At 44.1% G+C, this 19695-nt stretch carries 21 protein-coding genes; 14 read left to right on the top strand and 7 right to left on the bottom strand.

Annotated features, from left to right (window positions below; translation table 11 throughout):
- Nucleotides 1-18: 18 nt before the first annotated feature.
- The 3 genes from NST34_RS06470 to NST34_RS06480 are packed head-to-tail and all read right to left on the bottom strand — an operon-like array spanning nucleotide 19 to nucleotide 2592.
- Nucleotides 19-987: a type I phosphomannose isomerase catalytic subunit gene (locus tag NST34_RS06470; protein ID WP_042185697.1), complete on the bottom strand. Its 969-nt coding sequence runs from the start codon at nucleotides 985-987 to the stop codon at nucleotides 19-21.
- 46 nt (nucleotides 988-1033) lie between these two features.
- A complete protein-coding gene (locus NST34_RS06475; RefSeq protein WP_341127402.1) occupies nucleotides 1034-1636 on the bottom strand; it encodes a class I SAM-dependent methyltransferase in 603 nt (200 codons plus the stop codon).
- Nucleotides 1636-2592 (bottom strand): TIGR01212 family radical SAM protein, encoded by a 957-nt coding sequence (locus NST34_RS06480; protein ID WP_076286344.1) that lies wholly within the window; start codon nucleotides 2590-2592, stop codon nucleotides 1636-1638. The genes NST34_RS06475 and NST34_RS06480 overlap by 1 nt, the downstream gene beginning before the upstream one ends.
- Before the next feature lie 323 nt (nucleotides 2593-2915).
- Here NST34_RS06480 and NST34_RS06485 point away from each other — a divergent pair, with 323 nt between their 5' ends.
- Nucleotides 2916-3101 (top strand): hypothetical protein, encoded by a 186-nt coding sequence (locus NST34_RS06485; protein WP_042125061.1) that lies wholly within the window; start codon nucleotides 2916-2918, stop codon nucleotides 3099-3101.
- Nucleotides 3102-3297: 196 nt separating this feature from the next.
- On the top strand, nucleotides 3298-4014 hold the full coding sequence (trmB, locus tag NST34_RS06490; protein ID WP_036679523.1) for a tRNA (guanosine(46)-N7)-methyltransferase TrmB: 717 nt from the start codon (nucleotides 3298-3300) through the stop codon (nucleotides 4012-4014).
- 84 nt (nucleotides 4015-4098) lie between these two features.
- Here trmB and NST34_RS06495 read toward each other — a convergent pair whose 3' ends face one another.
- Both NST34_RS06495 and NST34_RS06500 read right to left on the bottom strand, forming a co-directional pair.
- Nucleotides 4099-5214 (bottom strand): MGDG synthase family glycosyltransferase, encoded by a 1116-nt coding sequence (locus NST34_RS06495; RefSeq protein ID WP_081382712.1) that lies wholly within the window; start codon nucleotides 5212-5214, stop codon nucleotides 4099-4101.
- 49 nt (nucleotides 5215-5263) lie between these two features.
- On the bottom strand, nucleotides 5264-5791 hold the full coding sequence (locus NST34_RS06500) for a phosphatase PAP2 family protein (RefSeq protein ID WP_042185706.1): 528 nt from the start codon (nucleotides 5789-5791) through the stop codon (nucleotides 5264-5266).
- Nucleotides 5792-6195: 404 nt separating this feature from the next.
- On the opposite strand from NST34_RS06500, the gene NST34_RS06505 reads away from it, so the two are divergent.
- The 4 genes from NST34_RS06505 to rplT all read left to right on the top strand — a co-directional run bounded on the left by NST34_RS06505 (nucleotide 6196) and on the right by rplT (nucleotide 8863).
- Entirely contained in the window at nucleotides 6196-7434 is a 1239-nt protein-coding gene (locus tag NST34_RS06505; protein ID WP_042185708.1) for a glycosyltransferase family 2 protein, read from the top strand.
- A gap of 279 nt (nucleotides 7435-7713) precedes the next feature.
- Nucleotides 7714-8211 (top strand): translation initiation factor IF-3, encoded by a 498-nt coding sequence (infC, locus tag NST34_RS06510; RefSeq protein WP_036679510.1) that lies wholly within the window; start codon nucleotides 7714-7716, stop codon nucleotides 8209-8211.
- Nucleotides 8212-8271: 60 nt separating this feature from the next.
- Nucleotides 8272-8472: a 50S ribosomal protein L35 gene (rpmI, locus tag NST34_RS06515; protein WP_036679507.1), complete on the top strand. Its 201-nt coding sequence runs from the start codon at nucleotides 8272-8274 to the stop codon at nucleotides 8470-8472.
- Nucleotides 8473-8503: 31 nt separating this feature from the next.
- Nucleotides 8504-8863, top strand: a complete 360-nt coding sequence (gene rplT, locus NST34_RS06520; protein WP_042125073.1) for a 50S ribosomal protein L20 — start codon at nucleotides 8504-8506, stop codon at nucleotides 8861-8863.
- Nucleotides 8864-9004: 141 nt separating this feature from the next.
- On the opposite strand, the gene NST34_RS06525 is transcribed toward rplT, so the two are convergent.
- Nucleotides 9005-9547, bottom strand: a complete 543-nt coding sequence (locus NST34_RS06525) for an acyl-CoA thioesterase (protein WP_042185711.1) — start codon at nucleotides 9545-9547, stop codon at nucleotides 9005-9007.
- A 307-nt stretch (nucleotides 9548-9854) separates the two neighbouring features.
- Between NST34_RS06525 and NST34_RS06530 the strand changes: the two genes are divergently transcribed.
- From NST34_RS06530 to NST34_RS06550, 5 genes are all read left to right on the top strand, one after another.
- Nucleotides 9855-10910 (top strand): BMP family lipoprotein, encoded by a 1056-nt coding sequence (locus tag NST34_RS06530; RefSeq protein ID WP_042185713.1) that lies wholly within the window; start codon nucleotides 9855-9857, stop codon nucleotides 10908-10910.
- A 179-nt stretch (nucleotides 10911-11089) separates the two neighbouring features.
- Nucleotides 11090-12628, top strand: a complete 1539-nt coding sequence (locus NST34_RS06535; RefSeq protein WP_042125080.1) for an ABC transporter ATP-binding protein — start codon at nucleotides 11090-11092, stop codon at nucleotides 12626-12628.
- Nucleotides 12621-13694, top strand: a complete 1074-nt coding sequence (locus NST34_RS06540) for an ABC transporter permease (RefSeq protein ID WP_042125082.1) — start codon at nucleotides 12621-12623, stop codon at nucleotides 13692-13694. Before NST34_RS06535 ends, NST34_RS06540 begins: the two co-directional genes overlap by 8 nt.
- On the top strand, nucleotides 13695-14651 hold the full coding sequence (locus NST34_RS06545) for an ABC transporter permease (RefSeq protein ID WP_042125085.1): 957 nt from the start codon (nucleotides 13695-13697) through the stop codon (nucleotides 14649-14651).
- A gap of 200 nt (nucleotides 14652-14851) precedes the next feature.
- Nucleotides 14852-15193 (top strand): hypothetical protein, encoded by a 342-nt coding sequence (locus NST34_RS06550; RefSeq protein WP_341127403.1) that lies wholly within the window; start codon nucleotides 14852-14854, stop codon nucleotides 15191-15193.
- Nucleotides 15194-15215: 22 nt separating this feature from the next.
- Here NST34_RS06550 and NST34_RS06555 read toward each other — a convergent pair whose 3' ends face one another.
- A complete protein-coding gene (locus NST34_RS06555) occupies nucleotides 15216-15662 on the bottom strand; it encodes a GNAT family N-acetyltransferase (protein ID WP_042125089.1) in 447 nt (148 codons plus the stop codon).
- Nucleotides 15663-16252: 590 nt separating this feature from the next.
- On the opposite strand from NST34_RS06555, the gene ilvB reads away from it, so the two are divergent.
- The 3 genes from ilvB to ilvC all read left to right on the top strand — a co-directional run bounded on the left by ilvB (nucleotide 16253) and on the right by ilvC (nucleotide 19652).
- Nucleotides 16253-17995: a biosynthetic-type acetolactate synthase large subunit gene (gene ilvB / locus NST34_RS06560; RefSeq protein WP_280788787.1), complete on the top strand. Its 1743-nt coding sequence runs from the start codon at nucleotides 16253-16255 to the stop codon at nucleotides 17993-17995.
- Nucleotides 17992-18480: an acetolactate synthase small subunit gene (ilvN, locus tag NST34_RS06565; RefSeq protein ID WP_170880323.1), complete on the top strand. Its 489-nt coding sequence runs from the start codon at nucleotides 17992-17994 to the stop codon at nucleotides 18478-18480. The genes ilvB and ilvN overlap by 4 nt, the downstream gene beginning before the upstream one ends.
- A gap of 179 nt (nucleotides 18481-18659) precedes the next feature.
- Complete coding sequence (gene ilvC, locus NST34_RS06570; protein ID WP_036679485.1) at nucleotides 18660-19652, top strand: ketol-acid reductoisomerase; 993 nt, start codon at nucleotides 18660-18662, stop codon at nucleotides 19650-19652.
- Nucleotides 19653-19695 lie beyond the last annotated feature (43 nt).

Here is a 19695-nt window from a genome sequence, read left to right on the forward strand (position 1 = left end):
CTCCTAAAGGTTCTCGACTTATGGTAAATAAGAGCGAAGCACAGTAGAATGACCTTCGATAGCGTAACGGCCGAGACTGGAAGGAATCAGATAGCATTCTCCTGCAGCATAAGGTTGGGAGCCGCCATCCCAAGTAAGATGTCCGCTGCCTTCACAGATGACTAGAATAGTGAAGCTGTCTTCTGTAGTGGTGAGGTCCCATGAACCATTTACGATTCCTTTTTCTACGATAAAATATGGCGAAGCGGCAAGTTGCAGCCACTCTCCAGGGACTGCGTTATCTGTCTTCATCGAAGTAGCCCCGGCGCCTTCATAAGCTGTAACATTAAGTGAATCTTCAATATGAAGCTCACGTGGTTTTCCGTCCAGGCCTGGACGGTCATAGTCATAAATGCGGTATGTAGTGTCGGAATTTTGCTGGATCTCTGCTACAACGACACCAGCACATAGCGCATGAACGGTTCCGGCGGGAATATAGAAGGAGTCTCCTGCAGAGACAGATACTTCTTGAAGGCTATCCATAACAGTGCCTTTCTCCAGTGCTTCACGCAATGTTTCACGATCCACGCCTTCTTTAAGACCATAGATGATTTTGGCACCTGGCTTAGCGTCTAACACGTACCACATCTCTGTTTTGCCCAGTTCACCTTGTGGCAATCCCTCATAATCATCTGTAGGGTGGACTTGAACGGAAAGATTGTCGTTGCAATCCAGCAATTTGATTAGTAGAGGAAATCTTCCACCCGTTTCTGAAATCCCTTTACTTCCGAACCATTCATGGCCGAACTGTTCACGGATTTGATCTAAGCCTTGACCGGCTAACTCTCCGTTTACCACCGAAGACGTTCCATTCGCGTGATCGGCGATCATCCAGCCTTCGCCAATATGTCCTTCAGGTAGATCTAGGCCGAATTTCTCCAGCGCGCGGCCTCCCCAGACACGTTCTTTAAACTCCGGTTGAAATTTCAAAGGATATGGTTGAGTCATTGCTACATCTTCCTTCCCAAATATAAAATAGTTTGATGCTTACAGTTTAAGAGGGGATTCCTTTTTTCTTTTCGAGCGCAATCATATAAGGTGAATCCGTGCGCTGCAGCTGACGATAAACAATGCTTTGTGCTACCTTTTGGGAAACAGCTGCTGCCCAAGATTCAACGGCAGCGGCTTCTTTATCTCCGCCTGCATGGCCGGGATAAAGAACTGCCGTAATGATCCCACCTGGACGCAGTAACTGGAGAGAAGCTTCCAAGGCTGCAATGGAGCTGTCCGGCTGAGTAATGATGTTCTTGTCGGCATCTCCTGAAGGCAAGTAGCCTAGATTGAACATTACAGCTCCAACGGTGCCATGCCAGTTCGCTGGAACAGCTTCAGCCATTTCGGCGTGACTACGTTCCAGCAAGGTGACGGTGGCGAGCGAGGGAGCTTCCTCTCTTGCAAGCCGCAGGCGCTCTTCAGCCAGCCTCAGCGCTGTAGCTTGAATGTCAAAGCCGTAGACTTCACCGCGAGTTCCGGTTGCTTTGGCTAGAAAAAGCGTATCAGCACCAGTACCTACAGTGGCATCAATCGCACGATCACCTAAAGTTAACCGCTCAGAGATTAATTTATGAGCAAAGCTTAAAACGGACATAAAGCCCATTAGCTCTTCCTCCAATACTTACCCTGCCAAGTATCACGAGCAACTAGCTCATCGTCAATGGCATTTAGCACTTCCCATTTCTTGAGGCTCCACATCGGTCCGATTAAGATATCCCGAGGAGCGTCTCCAGTCAAGCGATGTACAATCATTTCAGGGGGCAAAATTTCGAGTGAATCGGCAATGAGCTTCACATACTCGTCCTGTTCCATGAATCGTAGCAATCCAGCTTCGTATTGCTTCACCATGGGTGTTTTACGCATGAGATGCAGAAGGTGAATCTTAATTCCTTGCACATCCATGCGAGCCACAGCAGATACCGTTTCAAGCATCATTTCATGCGTCTCCTGTGGGAGACCGTGAATGATATGGGTGCAGACACGAATGCCATGACGCCGCAACTTCTCAACAGCATCTACATAACACTGGCTATCGTGAGCCCGGTTAATTAGCTCAGAGGTGGAGTCGTGTATAGTCTGGAGACCCATCTCTACCCACAGATACGTGCGCTCGTTTAGCTCGGCCAAATATTCGACAACATCATCCGGCAAACAGTCAGGCCGTGTAGCAATAGATAGTCCAACGACACCTGGCTGCTGTAAAATCACTTCGAAATATTCTCTAAGCTCTTCGACCGGAGCGTACGTATTCGTATAGGCCTGAAAATATCCAATGTATTTAGCGTTTGGCCATTTTAGATGCTGCTTGTCACGGATATTATTAAATTGGGTGACGAGATCATCTCGGCGACTTCCCGCAAAATCACCAGAACCTCTGGCACTGCAAAAAGTACAACCACCTTTAGCGATGGAGCCGTCACGGTTGGGACAGGTAAAGCCTGCATCAAGCATAACTTTGAATACCTTGGTGTTCAAATGTTCACGCATTTCGTAATTCCAGGTATGAAAACGTTTATCTCCCCAAAGCTGCGGAGGAGTAGTGTATTGAAGATTAGACACGAGGAGCTCCTTTCTGAAAATATAAACATAGATAAGTATCCTTATCCTTATATTTTTCTGAGACGGATGGCATCCTTTATAAAAGAACACACAGCCGTTTCTTATAATCCAATACATTGTATCAAAAAACAGAGCTCGGCGTAACATTCACTCCCGGTACTGGCATGAAAAATAGGCCGAAAGTAAGGCGCTTTCAACTTGAAAATGCTTACATAGTATGTTATATTCAGAGTGTGAAAAGCTGCTGTGGCTTAAAGAAATTCAGCCAGGAGTTCATAATTTCGTGTCGTCCGATCCATAATAATAACCGTGAGGTGATAGCAATGAATTCTCAAACGGTATATGCTGAGGGTAAAGATTCGATTGAAGTCCACTTAACGCCAGATGAAGCCCTTGCACTAACAGGTGTGGAATTTAACGGCAACCCTAAGATCAAGACAGATGCACAGCGTAAAATTCGCAGCGCATTCGAAAAAAAGACATTTGCCACCAGCTCAAACACAAAGTAGATCCTAATCTACCGGACAAGAATGAGCCTTAATTCCAAATATACACAACGAAGGAATTCCTCTGGATAGCTCATTTAAGAGCTGAGCCAGAGAATTCCTTTTTCTTTTTTACCTCAATCCCTTTACTTTTCGGGACAATTTCGGCACAATATTGCAAGTGACAGTTATCGTATAAGAGATAATCGGAGGAATACCTATGCGTTTACGCGGAAGAAAAGGAATACGTGAAAGTTTGGAAGAACAGACCGATCTAGTCATTCTTGACCCTCGGAGTTATAAAGGTGAGTGGTCCAAGCTGTTCGGGAATGATCATCCGATCCATGTGGAGTTCGGAATGGGCAAGGGACAGTTTATCAGCCAAATGAGCTTCAAATATCCCGATATTAATTTTATCGGCGTTGATATGTATGATGAGCTGATCCGCCGTGCTGGAGATAAGGCTAGAGCAGTATGGGAGCCGGCAGGTCATGAGACGCCGCCCAACCTGAAATTGGCACTCGCCAATATTGATTATGCAGAGGAAGTATTTGCTCCAGGAGAGCTGGAACGAATTTATCTTAACTTCAGTGATCCGTGGCCAAAGAGTAAGCATGCTCGTCGTCGTTTGACACACCCGCGTTTTCTTGACAAATATCGGGGGCTGCTAAGCGACTTAGGTGAAATTCATTTGAAAACAGATTCTCGAAGCCTATTTGAATTCTCATTAAATGCATTTGCGGACTTTGGTCTACAGATGAAAAATATCTCGTTAGACCTACATGCGGACGGCATCATAAATGAGGATCATATTATGACGGAATACGAGACGAAATTTGTCGGACGTGGCGTGAATATCCATCGTTGTGAGGCCATTGTAGGTGCGGAAGCGCTCAAGCAGTATCAAGCTACCCGTTTGGACAAATATCGGTTGTAGTTACAAAGCACTACTCCAAAAGATGTGCTTCAATAATAAAGCGGCAGCCTCCAAGTGGTTTGGAGGCTGCCGCTTTTAAATTAACTATTCCAATAATTCGATAATGCTCTGAGCACATTGCAATGGGTGGTAACGGGCGATTTCCTCAAGATGAAGTTTTCGCTTATTCTGCACATCCTCGTAGTTGTTTAATAGACGTTCCATCCACATTACGACTACGTCTAAAGACTCTATCGGCTCTCCGAAACCTGCTGCGGTAAAATAACGGCAATTCTCCTCCTCCTGCCCGGGCAGAGGGTTATAGAAAAGCATCGGTATTCCTTTAGCAAGCCCTTCACTGCAGGTCATTCCACCCGGCTTCGTGACGAGCAGATCGGACACCTCCATCAGCTTGTCAATCTCACGCGTAAAGCCGATCAAGGATATATTAGGATGATTATAACGTGAGTCTTCTTTCATTTCCTGAAGCAGCTCTTCATTCTTGCCGAGACAGAAAACAATCTGAATCTTTTCTCGCCATTCCGCCAGACAGGCATTTACAACCTGATCGTTCATGATCCCCCAGCCGCCGCCCATGACTAGTACCGTTGGCATATCCTTGAGATTGAATTGCTGTCGAATCTCCTGCTTTCCAGGATGCTGCCAAAAGTTAGGGTGTACGGGTATCCCTGTAACCTGAATTTTCGCAGAAGGAATGTTTCGCATACGCAATTTGGATTTAACCTCTGGTGTTGATACCAGATAACGGTCTACCTCTGGACTGATCCAACTGGCATGTGCGTCATAATCCGTTATAACAGTTACGAGTGGCATCTTTAGGGTAGGATCCACTCTCTTAAGACGAGATACTACAGCACCCGGGATGAAGTGTGTGCAGACAATAACGTCAGGTTTCAACTGCATAACAACATTTTTGGTATGCGTATAAAATATACGATGCAGGGCAAGCGTGGTAAGACGATTAAATGATTTCTGGTGACGGTAGACATACCCCATCAGCTTTGGCTGAGTCGTTACCGTCTTACGGTAAGCAGACAGAATAATGGGTGCCATTTTGGGATTAAGGAAATTCCCAAGTTCTAGCACCTTCGTTTGTAAATTAGGTGACAGTTGGCGCAGACTGCTCGACAGCGCATAAGCTGCTTGAGTATGTCCTGCTCCAAAGCCTTCTGAGAGTATTAAAATTCTTTTTTTTTGCAATTTTGATTCACCTATTCTCAAAGGTTTTCCCGGTTTAACCATATATACTTCAGATCCATAAGGCTATAGTGCCCGCTGCAACACTGGTTCCGATCACTAAGCCTGCAAAGACATCAGATGGATAATGTAATCCCAGATAAATGCGTGAAAACCCGACAATACAGGCCAGCGGCAGCAGAATAACGGTCAAGGCAGGAAATGCTACCATATATGGGACCGTTGAAGCAAAGATAGCTGTAGTATGACCAGAAGGAAAAGAATGATCCTTTAATGGATTACGAAATGTATTCGTATCCGGTAACGCCAGATAAGGCCGCATGCGTGGATACAGTTTTTTGGCGACAGCAACGGGCAAATGGCTAACAGCTAGAGCCGTCATTGCTTGCAGGCTAGCGGTTCTCCATGGCTGAGGAGCAAATGCCCATATCAGTATGTTGATAACAATTGTGCTTGTAGCTCCACCCAAATGAGTGAGATAGAAGAGCCAAAAGTTCAGAAAACGATTATGCATTCGTCCGTTGATCCACTTAAAAAGGTGCCGCTCCCAGAGATGTAGCTTCATGAATAAATGTCTCATATCTTGTCCCTCCGCCAGTCGGCTACCGATAACAGGTGCTTATGAGCAGTCCGTTCTTTAGCATTAGATCTGTCTTAATCATACTTTTTAAAGGTAGTCCATTTCAAGGAAAAGCTCAGTTTTGCTAGAAATTTGCTAGTTTTGACTTAGAGCCGCTAACGCCGTACAATGATTCAAGCGGACTAAACATGTTTAAAAGGGTAAGAGATAAATAAGGATCCAAATAAATGGAATCCATACAATTCTTTTAAACAACACATATAAAAATTGTGAAGTCTGCCTAGAATAAGAATACTCTTGGTCTATTGTTAAGGGATGCAACAAAAGGGTCAGAAGGAACGTCAAGCAAGCTAGAGAGAAAAAAAAGAACACCGAGAGTGAAAAAAAGGGGGCATCAAAAGGTCATGACAGACGCACTGTTTGTTACGCTCCAAGTGATCTTGGCAGCAATCGCAGTATATCAGTTTACCTTTTCGTTATTTGGTCTGCACAAGAAAAAGACAAAGACAAAGTATAAGCCAGAAAAAACATTTGCAGTACTTGTTGCTGCACATAACGAGGAAGAAGTCGTCGGCGCGTTAATGGAAAACCTGAAGCAGCTTAACTATCCTTCAGAACTGTTTGACGTATTTGTAATTTGTGACAATTGTACAGATGGCACAGCTCGCATCGTTAGAGAGCACGGAATGAACGCTTGTGTCCGTACTAACCCGAATCTACGTGGTAAAGGTTATGCCATTGAATGGATGCTCAAGGAGCTTTGGGGCATGCAGCGTCAATATGACGCAGTTGTAATGTTTGATGCCGATAATCTGGCACATACTGAATTCCTAATGGAGATGAATAATGATCTTTGTTCAGGAGCACGTGTTATTCAAGGTTATATTGACACCAAGAATCCAGAAGATTCCTGGATTACTGCAGCGTATGGTGTGTCGTATTGGTATATTAACCGTTTGTGGCAACTTTCACGCCATAATTTGAATATGGCGAACTTCCTTGGCGGAACAGGAATGTGTTTCGAGACCAATCTCCTTAAAGAGATGGGCTGGGGAGCTACAAGCTTGGTTGAGGATCTGGAGTTTACGATGCGCAGTGCATCTCATGGTGTATATCCTAAGTTCAACTATGACGCAAAGGTATTTGATGAGAAGCCTCTAACTTTCAAGGCCTCTTCAAGACAGCGTCTGCGCTGGATGCAAGGACACTTTACTGTAGCTCGTCGTTATTTTTTCCCATTACTTTGGCAAAGTATTAAAGAACGTAGCCTAACGAAGTTTGACCTTGCGCTTTACGGAGCAAATGTGTACATTGTTTTGCTCACCTTCTTGATGACGGCGGTAATGTGGGTGGATATGGCCCTCTTTAACGGACCGAATATTGCTAATATTTACGGCAGCTTGCCAGTCTGGCTCGGTTTCCTTGCGATCGGTTTGAATCTGGTGACCTTTGGGATTGCGATGGCTTTGGAGAAGGTTAAATTCAAGAAGGTGTACGCTTATCTGGTGTTCTTCCCAATTTACCTGATCTCTTGGTATCCAATTACGTTCTATGCGTTCTTTACGCAGAACAACAAGCAATGGAGCCATACCAAGCATACGCGTGTCGTAAGACTTGAAGAAGTGCAAAGCAAGCAGGTATAAGATATTTAAGAATATTGAATAAAAGAATTGACACTCCGTTTGGAGTGGTGTATAGTATTCAAGTACGCAAATCATAGGGATTGCAAGAAGAAGCACCTGCTTCTCACCTGACTGGCATATTCGCCGGCTGGTTTTGATCTCAATGCTTTATGAATGTTAATGTTCATGAACGTTGATCAAACACGGGGTGTCGGGTGTTACCGGCACCCCTTTTTTATGGAGTAAGGCAGTATAGTTGTTAAAAAGATCCGGAGGTGGAGAGTTATCAGTAAGGAACATATGATCAATGATGAAATTCGGGCCAAAGAGGTACGGTTGGTTGGTGCGGAAGGTGAACAAATCGGAATTAAACCGATCCGCGAAGCGTTGCAAATGGCGATCGATCTTAATCTAGATTTAGTCAATGTAGCACCACAGGCTAAGCCGCCGGTATGCCGCATCATGGATTACGGCAAGTTCCGTTATGAAACGCAGAAGAAAGAGAAGGAAGCCCGTAAGAACCAGAAGGTCGTTGATATCAAGGAAGTCTGGTTCCGTGCTAACATTGAGGAACATGATTATCAAACCAAGTTCCGCAATGTGATCAAGTTCTTGGGTGAAGGCGATAAAGTAAAGTGCTCCGTTCGTTTCCGCGGACGTGAGATTACACATGCGAATATCGGCCAGAAAATCCTCGAGCGTGTTAAGAACGAAGTGGCTGATATATCTGTTGTTGAGCGCCAGCCTAAGCTGGAAGGTCGCAGCATGATTATGATCTTGGCTCCTAAAGCCCAATAAATCTGGAGTCACTTGCTTACATGCAATTTGGCGCCGCATAATATTCAAGGAGGAAACACCATGCCTAAGATGAAAACACATAGCAGCCTGAAAGGCCGCTTCAAAATTACCGGAACTGGTAAAGTAACACGTTACAAAGCTCACAAAAACCACTTGCTGTCCCACAAATCTAAACGCGCTAAGCGCGTTCTGAACGGTAATCCAGTAATGGCCCCTGGGGATGTAAGACGTTTGAAACAAGGATTGGCTAACTTGAAATAGTTTATCACACATTTTTGGGAGGTTTATTAATATGGCAAGAGTTAAGGGCGGATTTGTAGTTCGTCGTAGACATAAAAAAGTATTGAAATTGGCAAAAGGTTATTTCGGTTCTAAACACCGCATTTTTAAAACAGCTAAAGAACAAGTAATGAAATCGATGGTTTACGCTTACCGCGACCGTCGTCAAACTAAACGTAACTTCCGCAGACTGTGGATCGTTCGTATTAATGCAGCAGCTCGTTTGAACGGTCTTTCTTACAGCAAGCTTGTATACGGCCTGAAATTGGCTGGTGTAGAAGTTAACCGTAAGATGCTGGCTGATCTGGCTGTAAATGATCTTAACGCATTCAACTCCTTGGCTGGTATTGCCAAAGAGAAAATCAACGCGTAAGTGTTGTAATATAATCGAAAAGCACCGCCTGCGTGTTGCCCATGCAGCGGTGCTTTTTTGTGTGGTATGAAGTATATAGAATGAGGAAATGATTTCTCTGCCGTAAAAAAAACGAGAAAAAAAACTCTGCATTAAGCAGAGTTATTCCCAGTACTTCACAGTATTGAGCTCGGCAGCGAGCTTTTTACTGATGGTTCTTCTTACTTTACGTAGCTCAGAACGTTCATTAGCTGATTCGCTGATCAGTTTCTCTTCATCGGTCTCTGGGATTATGGCAGGAACTGGAGTGGGAGTGCCATCCTCCCCAACTGCAACAAAGGTAAGGAATGAAGTGGCAGCGACGGCGCGCTCACCCGTATATAAGTTTTCTGAAATGATCTTTACAAATACCTCTATGCTTGTACGTCCGGTCCAAGAAACGAAGGATTCGAAACATACGGAGTCTGTAGGTCGGATGGGCCTCAAGAAGTCAACAGAGTCTGTAGAGGCTGTAACGACATTAGCACGGCAATGGCGCATAGCTGAGATGGAGGCTACTTCATCAATGCCGCTCATAAGCTTACCGCCAAACAATGTTTTGTGATTATTAACATCATTAGGGAAAACGCGTCCGGTTTTGAAGACACGGGATTCACGGCAATATTTAAAAGCCGGCATCGTTTGTGGATTTTTTTCATCGGTCATATCTGATAACTTCCTTTCAGTGCAAATACTAAGCAATCATAATAATAGAAAACATATAAGTGTGCAATAATATTTGTAATGTGTTGGAATACTATACAAAGTAAAATAAGGTTTTCTAACATCATTCAAACATGATGATAACATGTCGTGTCATGGAAAGCGGTTACTTACGAAAAAGTACAAATATTTATTGACCTGAGGTCATTTATGGACTGGATTTTAGATTTTATTGCAGTTATAATTTGATCTATGGAATGTCCAAGTAGAACACAGATGACATCCAATATTTTAAGGGGGATCACATTCAATGAAAAAAGTTTTCAAGCTATCTCTTGTAATGTTGCTGGCATTTACAGTAGTATTGGCTGGTTGCGGAAACAACAACGCTAAAAATGCTGCAAATGGCGAGACTAATGCAGGAACAAATGGCGGAACAAATGCCGCAAAATCTGATTTCAAATTTGGTATGGTTACTGACATCGGAGGCGTAAACGATAAATCGTTTAACCAATCCGCATGGGAAGCATTACAAGCTCTTGAAAAAGAAACAGGTTCTTCCGTTAAATATTTGCAAAGTAAATCAAACGCTGACTATGAGCCAAACCTTAACCAATTCGTTAAAGATGGCTACAACTTGACTTGGGGTATTGGTTTTGATCTTGGCGACGCAATTAAAAAGGTTGCTGGTGAGAACGCAAATGCTAACTTGGCAATTATTGATAGCGTTGTAGATGCTCCTAACGTAGCATCCGTTACTTTCTCTGAGAACGAAGGTTCCTTCTTGGTTGGTGTGGTTGCTGGTTTGACTACAAAAACTAACAAGGTAGCTTTTATCGGCGGTATGGAAAGCCCAGTAATCAAACGTTTTGAAGTAGGCTTTAAAGCTGGTGTATTAGCAGTTAAGCCTGACGCTAAAGTTACAATTACTTATGCAGGTGCATATGACAAGCCAGATACTGGTAAATCTCTTGCCGCTACATTATATAACGATGGTAATGACATCATCTTCCCTGCTGCTGGTGCAACAGGAAATGGCGTATTTAACGAAGCTAAATCCCGTAACAAAGCTGGCGGTGCTAAAGTATGGGTTATCGGTGTAGACAAAGACCAATCCATTGAATTTGGTACGGACGTAACTTTGACTTCCATGATCAAACGCGTTGACGAAGCTGTGAAGAAGGTTTCCAAAGAAGTAATCGATGGTACTTTCAAAGGTGGTACTACAACTGTTCTTGGTTTGAAAGACAATGGTGTAGGTATCTCTGATACATCTAAAGTTAACGTTTCTGAAGAGATCTTGGCTAAAGTTGAAGATTACAAAAAACAAATCATTGATGGAACAATTACAGTTCCTACCGAGTAAGATCTCCCTTTTATTTGTCGGATTACAATAAGCAACAAAGAATAAGGCCGGTTATGTGCTGGCCTTATTCCTTGTTAAAGCACTGGTTATGATAAGTTGGACACAGTTATACCGTCTTGAAAAGGGCGGTACATCCGTGTCTGCATGGTAGTTATATATTCTGTGATGAGGGTGATTCCATGAGTGCTGCGGCTCCTGTCGTAGAGTTGAAGCAAATCACAAAACGATTTCCTGGTATTGTTGCTAACGATTCCATTAGCTTAACCTTAAAAAAGGGTGAGATTCTTGCATTGCTCGGTGAGAATGGTGCAGGTAAATCAACCCTAATGAATATCGTGTTTGGATTGTATCAACCGGACGAAGGTAGTATTGAAATCGACGGGAAACCGGTTATAATTGATAATCCCAATAAAGCGATTGAGCTTGGTATTGGTATGGTGCATCAGCATTTCAAGCTCGTGGAACCTTTTACGGTTACCGAGAATATTGTTCTTGGGATGGAGCCGAAGAAAGGTCTTAAAATTGACTATAAATCCGCTGCGGAACAGGTTCGGAAGCTATCGGAGCAATATGGCCTGCAAGTGAATCCAAATGCCGTTATTCATGACATTTCTGTAGGTATGCAGCAAAGGGTAGAAATTATGAAGACCCTGTACCGCGGAGCGGATATTCTCATATTTGATGAGCCGACTGCAGTACTTACGCCTCAAGAAATTACGGAATTGATGGCGATTATGAAGCGGCTTGTTGCAGAGGGAAAATCTATTATCCTGATTACGCATAAGCTTAAAGAAATTATGCAAATATCTGATCGGGTCACCATTATTAGACGCGGAAAAGTAATCGATACCGTAAATACCGCAGAGACTAATCCGAATGAACTAGCTGAGAAGATGGTTGGACGTGGCGTAACCTTCAAGGTAGATAAGAAGGCTCCTGAGGTTGGCAAAACTGTACTCGAGCTGAAGGATGTGAACAGCAAGAGTAAAGATGGTGTCTCAGTGCTGGACGGCCTTAGCTTTGATGTGAAAGCCGGAGAAATTCTCGGAATAGCTGGTGTAGATGGCAATGGACAGAGTGAACTGATTCAGGCCATTACAGGTCTGCGTAAAATTGATTCTGGTTCTATTCAGGTGTCCGGGAACGAGATAGCTAATTTATCCCCGCGTAAGATTACGGAGATGAATGTGTCTCATATTCCAGAGGACCGTCATAAGCATGGTTTGGTGCTTGATTTCTCAGTAAGTGAGAACATGGTTCTGGAAACTTACTATAAGAGTCCATATAACAAAAATGGCTTTATGCAAAATGATGTCATTGATAAATATGCTGAAGGTCTTGTGGAGCAATTTGATGTGCGTACACCTTCAATTCAGACCAAAGCACGTTCTCTATCCGGCGGAAATCAACAGAAAGCGATTATTGCTCGGGAAATAGATAAAGATCCGACATTACTTATTGCAGCACAACCAACACGCGGTCTAGATGTTGGGGCTATCGAGTTTGTTCAAAAGCAGCTTATCGCACAGCGTGACCAAGGAAAAGCTGTATTGCTCATTTCGTTTGAATTGGACGAGATTATGAATGTATCAGACAGAATTGCTGTTATCTATGAAGGCAAAATTGTCGGTGAAGTGTTCCCGCAGGATACGAATGACCAGGAACTGGGTCTTATGATGGCAGGCAGCTTGAAGCGGGGAGGTAAGGCAGTTGAATAAGTTCAAAAAAATCTTCACAACTGACAGCTATATCGTTCCTCTTGTCGCCATCGTACTTGGTTTTCTTGTGGGAGCAATAGTTATGCTTATGGGTGGTTATGATCCGATAACTGCTTACTCCGCACTGTTCTCACGTGTATTTGGTAACTTGTACAACTTTGGTGAAGCCGTGCGCGAAATGACGCCATTAATGCTCACTGGTTTAGCCGTAGCCTTTGCATTCCGTTCAGGGATGTTTAATATCGGGGCAGACGGACAAGTGATGATTGGTATGACAGCTGCGACCGTGGTGGGCATTAAATTTGCAGCCTTGCCAGGATTCATATTGGTTCCGCTTGCTGTTATTATAGCAGGGTTATGTGGAGGTCTGTGGGCTGGTATCGCCGGCTACTTGAAGGCCAAACGTGGGATTAATGAAGTTATTACCACGATCATGTTAAACTGGGTTGCTCTGTACTTGTCGAATTATATTGTAAGAGCATTTCTTTTACTCCCGGGACAGAATCGTTCCGAGGATATTCCAGCTTCACTTTCTATGACGTTCTTGAATTCGTTATTTGACAATGCACGTCTGCACTGGGGAACAGCTATTGCCCTTGCTGCAGCAGTATTCTTCTATGTCTACTTATGGAAGACTAAGCAAGGATATGAAATGCGTGCTGTTGGTTACAATCCTCATGCTGCCGAGTACGCAGGTATGAATGTTGGCCGTAACGTTGTAAAAGCAATGTTCATAAGTGGAGTATTTGCAGGGTTGGCCGGAGCAGGGGAGGTACTGGGTGTATTCCATTATCAATCTGTGTTCGCGGCATCACCAGGATATGGTTTTGATGGTATCGCAGTGGCTCTACTTGGTTTAACACATCCACTTGGTGTTGTTCTTGCTGCGATTCTCTATGGTACGTTGACTTATGGTTCTGCAGGAATGAGTTTTGCTGCAGATGTTCCTCCAGAGCTTATTCGTATCGTTATAGGTTCAATCATATTCTTTATTGCGGCACAAGGGATTGTGCGCTGGGTGCTTAAGCCCTTTTACTTCAAGCGCAAGAAAGAGAAGGTGTTATAGATGGATCTGCAGACGTTAGGTCAACTGCTTAATACAACGCTTGTTTTTTCCACAGCGCTTATTTTTGCCTCACTTGGCGGCATCTTCTCTGAACGCTCTGGTGTCGTAAATATTGGACTTGAAGGTTTGATGATGTTTGGTGCTTTTGCCGCAGCAGTGGGCGGTTATTATGCTCAAGATGCTGGGATGGGTGAATGGGCTCCTTGGATTGGCGTACTATGTGCTATGGCCGTCGGGGTAATTGGTTCACTAATTCATGCAGTTGCAGCTATTACCTTTAAATCGGATCAGACGATCAGTGGTACGGTTATTAACTTTTTAGCCGCAGGCAGTACGCTCTACATGGTAAAGCTGCTGTTTGATGGATCTGCTGAAACTCCACTAATCGATGGGTTTAACAAGGTTTCAATTCCTGGACTCTCCAAAATCCCGGTGATCGGTGAAGGGATATTTAATTCCTATCCGACCACTTATCTGGCCATTGTGCTGGTTATTGTTATTTATTTCGTTTTGTTTAAAACGCCATTTGGACTGCGTTTACGCGCAGTAGGTGAACATCCTAGTGCTGCAGACACCTTAGGGGTCAAGGTGAAGCGGATGAGATATATCGGCGTAATGCTGAGTGGATTGCTGGCTGGTATCGGTGGTGCTACAATCACTCTAACTACAACCGGAACCTTTGGACATAATACGATTTCAGGTCAAGGTTTTATCGCTATTGCAGCGATGATCTTTGGTAAGTGGAATCCGCTTGGTGCCTTTGGGGCTGCTGTGTTCTTCGGATTCTCTCAAGCGATCCGTAACTACGTACAATTGTTTGAATGGTCAAAGGACATTCCACAAGAGTTTATCTTTATGATTCCTTACGTATTAACGATCATTGTATTGGTGGGTGCTGTAGGTCGTTCCGCTGCTCCTAAGGCATTAGGTCAGCCTTACGATCCTGGTAAACGCTAGATCTTTTCGATTTTTTGCTTATATCATTATCAAGCCGTATTTCCGGACTTTTCCGGAGATACGGCTTTTTTTGTTAGGATCGATATGGATAAACATTAAGAGGTAAGGGCAAGTGTACAGGCGAAGGTACTTTTGTGCGAATAAACTGTTTTGAAGATGGCGGGAATCAGAGGCATGCAAAACTTTTTGGAGGGGATATTATGACTAAGCCAGTTACGAAAAAGCAGGTTATGAGGCTCATAGGTAAACAGATCATCGCTGTGAAAAAAGATGGCACACAGGTTACAGGAAAGCTGCTTCGTGTATCAGGAAATCGTCTTATTTTGCAACGTGTAAGTGGTAAAAAAGTACAAACTAAAGCAATCATTCCATTAGTGTTGTTTGATTTGCTCGCCATTGGTACTGCCCCTTATGCTTATGGTGGAGGTTATGGCGGTGGCTATGGTGGAGCTACACCTTATGGTGGCGGTTACGGATATGGAACTCCTTATGGAGGTTATGGGAACGGAGGCACACCATATTCACCTTTTGGATTCTTTTGAGTTCCGATAAGTGCTGCTTTGGCTAGGAGAATCGTTTCTCAAGCTCGTAACAAAAACTTAGCGATTGATAACGGGCTACGCTGTAGCCCAATTTTCGATAAAAGGCTAGCGCTGCTGCATTCCCTAGATCGACAGATACCTTAGAACGATGACAACCGCGAGAAAGTGCAAATCTTTCTGCCCGATCCATAAGCATATTTCCCAAGTGTTTTCGCCGAGCATCTGGTGCAATGGCTAGCATATCGATGTAGAGTAAATCACCATGCAGCAAGAAATGGACAAACCCGTTTGGATCGCTTTCATAGTCGGGACAGGTGACAAGTGTGATTCCGTGTCCTAGACGACGGGGTAAATCCTTTTTGATTTTAGTGATTTCAGTTTGCGGCAGATGAGATAATGGAACGAGCTGTCGCTCGATTAAATCAAAAATAACAACGTCATCCTGCTTCGGTCGACGATAACGAATCATAGAGCGTCCCCTTTCCACGCATTGTCGTACATCATATGTTGGGAGAGGGGCAGGCGTTCCGAGAGGGTAGAAGCAGGAGTTGTGACGATTTTAAAAATAAGGGTATTGACTATCCGTGATAGGAATCATATAATGTGTCTAAACATTTTAACGAACATACATGTATCGGCAATGATGAGGACGAAGTTTTAAGGGCTCTTTTGCTCAGAGAGTGTGAGGATTTGCTGCAACCTCCACCGAAATCCCTTATATACGAGCTCACCTCGGAGCTGTTTCCCTGAAAGGTCCACTGGCTAGAGTGGTGGAATTATTAGGGGGAATCGTTTAGTCCGCGTTACGGACTTCAGGTTACAGAGATTAGGGCCCTTGCCTACATCGATGGATTTTTGTATACCTGATAAGGCGTTGCATCGCGAGATGTAATGCAAACATGGGTGGTACCACGGAAGATCAACCTTTCGTCCCTCACGCGCTAATACTGTGCGTGGGAGGCGGAAGGTTTTTTTGTTTTATAAATAACTATTTGCTGATGTATAGAGGACGGTCCGTCATTTGCATAATGAATGTTAAATATCGGAGGAGGAATACTGATGAGCGCGCAAATACCGGAATTACGGTCTACAGAGCAGCTAAAAGAAAAATGGATGGAGCCGGAAGTTATTACCGGTTCGGAAATACTACTCCGCAGCCTTGTATTGGAGGGTGTAGACACAGTATTCGGATATCCAGGTGGAGCTGTATTGTACATTTATGATGCATTGTACGGTTTTACGGATTTCAATCACGTGTTAACACGTCATGAGCAAGGAGCGATTCATGCAGCTGACGGTTACGCTAGAGCAAGTGGCAAACCAGGGGTGTGTATCGCAACCTCGGGTCCTGGCGCAACAAACCTTGTAACAGGTATTGCTACAGCATATATGGACTCCACTCCATTGGTCGTAATCACAGGTAACGTTTTCTCAAGCCTGATCGGTACAGATGCTTTCCAGGAAGCAGACATTACTGGAATCACGATGCCAATCACTAAGCACAGCTACTTTGTAAGAGATGTTGAGGATCTCCCTCGCGTAATACATGAAGCTTTCCATGTGGCGAATACCGGTCGTAAAGGTCCAGTATTGATCGATATACCGAAAGATGTGTCGGCAGCAAAGACGTTGTTCACACCAGTGAAGACCGTAAATCTTCGTGGCTACAACCCTTGTACAGTTCCAAACAAACTGCAGCTTGATAAACTGGTTCGTGCGATTGAGGTTGCTGAACGTCCGATTATCATTGCAGGTGGTGGAGTTATCTACTCTGGAGCACATGAGGCTATGTTCGAATTCGTGAAACGGACAGAGATTCCAATAACTACAACCCTGCTGGGACTTGGAGCCTTCCCAAGTGCTGAAGAGCTTTGGATGGGAATGCCAGGTATGCATGGCACATATACCGCAAACAATGCGATTCAGCAATGTGATTTGCTCATTAATATCGGTGCCCGCTTCGATGACCGTGTTACGGGTAGGCTGGACGGCTTCGCGCCAAAAGCCAAGATCGTGCATATCGATATCGATCCTGCAGAAATCGGAAAAAATGTATCGCCTGATATTCCGATCGTTGGAGATGTAAAAACTGTACTGGAAATGCTGATTCCTGAGGTTGGCCGTGCATTTAAGGCTGATGCTTGGAGAACGCATATCGCGCAGTCGAAGCTTGATCAGCCACTTCGGTATAAAGATTCGGAGACAGAGCTTAAACCACAATGGGTTATTGAAATGATTAATGACACCACTAATGGTGAAGCGATTGTTACTACGGACGTTGGCCAGCATCAGATGTGGGCAGCACAATATTACAAGTTCAATCATCCGCGTTCATGGATTACTTCAGGTGGTCTTGGAACGATGGGCTTCGGATTCCCATCAGCTATCGGTGCGCAAATGGCACATCCTGAACGGTTGGTAGTATCGATTAACGGGGATGGCGGTATGCAAATGTGTTCCCAAGAGCTGGCGATTTGTGCGATTAACAATATACCTGTCAAAATCGTTGTTATTAATAATCAAGTGCTTGGAATGGTTCGCCAATGGCAGAATCTTATCTATGACAAACGTTACAGCTATACAGACCTTGCAGGTAGTCCGGATTTCGTTAAGCTGGCTGAGGCCTATGGTGTAAAAGGTCTACGGGCGACGAATAAGGAAGAAGCACGTGATGCATGGCAGAAAGCTCTGGAAACACCGGGTCCAGTATTGGTAGAATTCGTTGTTCCAAAAGACGAGAATGTCTACCCGATGGTAACTCAAGGTTCAACCATCGATCATATGCTGATGGGGGATGAATAACAGTGACAAGACATACGATTTCTGTACTCGTAAATGACCAGCCAGGTGTGCTTCAACGGGTGTCAGGCTTGTTCGGTCGCCGTGGATTTAATATTGAGAGTATTACAGTCGGCCAGTCCGAAGAGGTTGGATTATCCCGGATGGTTATCGTTACTCTTGGCGACCAGCATACCCTTGAACAAATCGAGAAGCAGCTCTATAAGCTAATTGATGTTATCAAAGTTGTTGATCTTGGAGCTAAGCCAATGGTTGCACGCGAGCTGGCTCTGATTAAAGTGAATGCTGATCCAAGTGAGCGTCCGGAAATTTTGGGTGTAGTTGAGACTTTCCGTGCTTCAGTTGTCGATATCGGCAGCACCACTATACTGGTGCAGGTAGTTGGGGAGACACAGAAGATTGACGCGATGATCGAGCTATTGAAGCCTTATGGAATCAGAGAGCTGTCTCGCACAGGTGTTACGGCTATGGTACGTGGCAACTCTTAAATAGTTTATTTTGCGACTTTAACGGATTACTGCTTGATTGCATTAATCTGATATGATATGAATGACATTCCCGCTAAAGAGCGGGAGCTTGAGGAGCAGCTTGATCTAATCGACGAATCCAGTTCTCTTGAAGCACCCGCTCTTTATGATGGGTCTCAAATTAAAGGAGGATATTGACAATGGCAGTTACAACGTACTATGAACAGGATGCAGAACTTAGTGTATTAAAAGGAAAGACAATTGCGGTAATCGGGTACGGTAGCCAAGGACATGCCCAAGCACAAAACCTACGTGACAGTGGTCTTCAAGTTGTCATCGGTCTTCGTGAAGGTAAATCTTTTGAAACTGCGAAAAATGACGGTTTTGAAGTATTGCCAGTAGCTGAAGCAGTATCCCGTGCAGATGTTGTGCAAATCTTAATGCCAGATGAAACTCAAGCATCCGTATATAAAAATGAAGTTGAACCAAACCTCAAAAAAGGCGCAGCTTTGATGTTCTCCCACGGATTTAACGTACACTTTGGACAAATCGTTGCTCCTAAAGATGCGGACGTGCTGCTCGTAGCACCAAAATCTCCAGGTCACATGGTTCGTCGTACTTATGTTGAAGGCTTCGGCGTTCCTGGCTTGATTGCAATCGAACAAGATGCAACAGGTAAAGCGAAAGAAATCGGTCTTGCTTATGCAAAAGGTATTGGTTGTACACGTGCAGGAGTTATCGAAACTTCTTTCCGCGAAGAAACCGAAACCGACTTGTTCGGCGAACAAGCAGTACTTTGTGGTGGTGTATCCGCACTGATCAAAGCTGGATTCGAAACTTTGACAGAAGCAGGCTATGCTCCTGAAATGGCTTACTTCGAATGTCTGCACGAATTGAAACTGATCGTTGACATGGTATACGAAGGCGGATTGTCCAGCATGCGCGATTCCATCAGTAACACTGCGGAATACGGTGACTATGTAACTGGACCACGCATTGTAACTGAAGATACTAAAAAAGCAATGAAAGCTGTTCTGACAGATATTCAAGAAGGTAAATTCGCTCGTGACTTTATCCTTGAGAACCAATCCGGACGTGCTTTCCTTACCGCTACTCGCCGCAACGAAGCTGCTCACCCAGTAGAAGTTGTAGGTAGCCAATTGCGTGAAATGATGCACTGGATTAAGAAATAATCATAATCATACTTATGATTAAATAGTATTACCTTCAAATGCG

It is taken from the genome of Paenibacillus sp. FSL H7-0714 (assembly GCF_038003765.1).
Classification (GTDB): domain Bacteria; phylum Bacillota; class Bacilli; order Paenibacillales; family Paenibacillaceae; genus Paenibacillus_AQ.

Coding starts and splice junctions, on each gene's coding strand:
- NST34_RS06470 (WP_042185697.1), bottom strand. CDS start 987: ATGACTCAACCATATCCTTTGAAATTTCAACCGGAGTTTAAAGAACGT.
- NST34_RS06475 (WP_341127402.1), bottom strand. CDS start 1,636: ATGGGCTTTATGTCCGTTTTAAGCTTTGCTCATAAATTAATCTCTGAG.
- NST34_RS06485 (WP_042125061.1), top strand. CDS start 2,916: ATGAATTCTCAAACGGTATATGCTGAGGGTAAAGATTCGATTGAAGTC.
- trmB (WP_036679523.1), top strand. CDS start 3,298: ATGCGTTTACGCGGAAGAAAAGGAATACGTGAAAGTTTGGAAGAACAG.
- NST34_RS06500 (WP_042185706.1), bottom strand. CDS start 5,791: ATGAGACATTTATTCATGAAGCTACATCTCTGGGAGCGGCACCTTTTT.
- NST34_RS06505 (WP_042185708.1), top strand. CDS start 6,196: ATGACAGACGCACTGTTTGTTACGCTCCAAGTGATCTTGGCAGCAATC.
- infC (WP_036679510.1), top strand. CDS start 7,714: ATGATCAATGATGAAATTCGGGCCAAAGAGGTACGGTTGGTTGGTGCG.
- rpmI (WP_036679507.1), top strand. CDS start 8,272: ATGCCTAAGATGAAAACACATAGCAGCCTGAAAGGCCGCTTCAAAATT.
- rplT (WP_042125073.1), top strand. CDS start 8,504: ATGGCAAGAGTTAAGGGCGGATTTGTAGTTCGTCGTAGACATAAAAAA.
- NST34_RS06525 (WP_042185711.1), bottom strand. CDS start 9,547: ATGACCGATGAAAAAAATCCACAAACGATGCCGGCTTTTAAATATTGC.
- NST34_RS06530 (WP_042185713.1), top strand. CDS start 9,855: ATGAAAAAAGTTTTCAAGCTATCTCTTGTAATGTTGCTGGCATTTACA.
- NST34_RS06535 (WP_042125080.1), top strand. CDS start 11,090: ATGAGTGCTGCGGCTCCTGTCGTAGAGTTGAAGCAAATCACAAAACGA.
- NST34_RS06545 (WP_042125085.1), top strand. CDS start 13,695: ATGGATCTGCAGACGTTAGGTCAACTGCTTAATACAACGCTTGTTTTT.
- NST34_RS06550 (WP_341127403.1), top strand. CDS start 14,852: ATGACTAAGCCAGTTACGAAAAAGCAGGTTATGAGGCTCATAGGTAAA.
- NST34_RS06555 (WP_042125089.1), bottom strand. CDS start 15,662: ATGATTCGTTATCGTCGACCGAAGCAGGATGACGTTGTTATTTTTGAT.
- ilvB (WP_280788787.1), top strand. CDS start 16,253: ATGAGCGCGCAAATACCGGAATTACGGTCTACAGAGCAGCTAAAAGAA.
- ilvC (WP_036679485.1), top strand. CDS start 18,660: ATGGCAGTTACAACGTACTATGAACAGGATGCAGAACTTAGTGTATTA.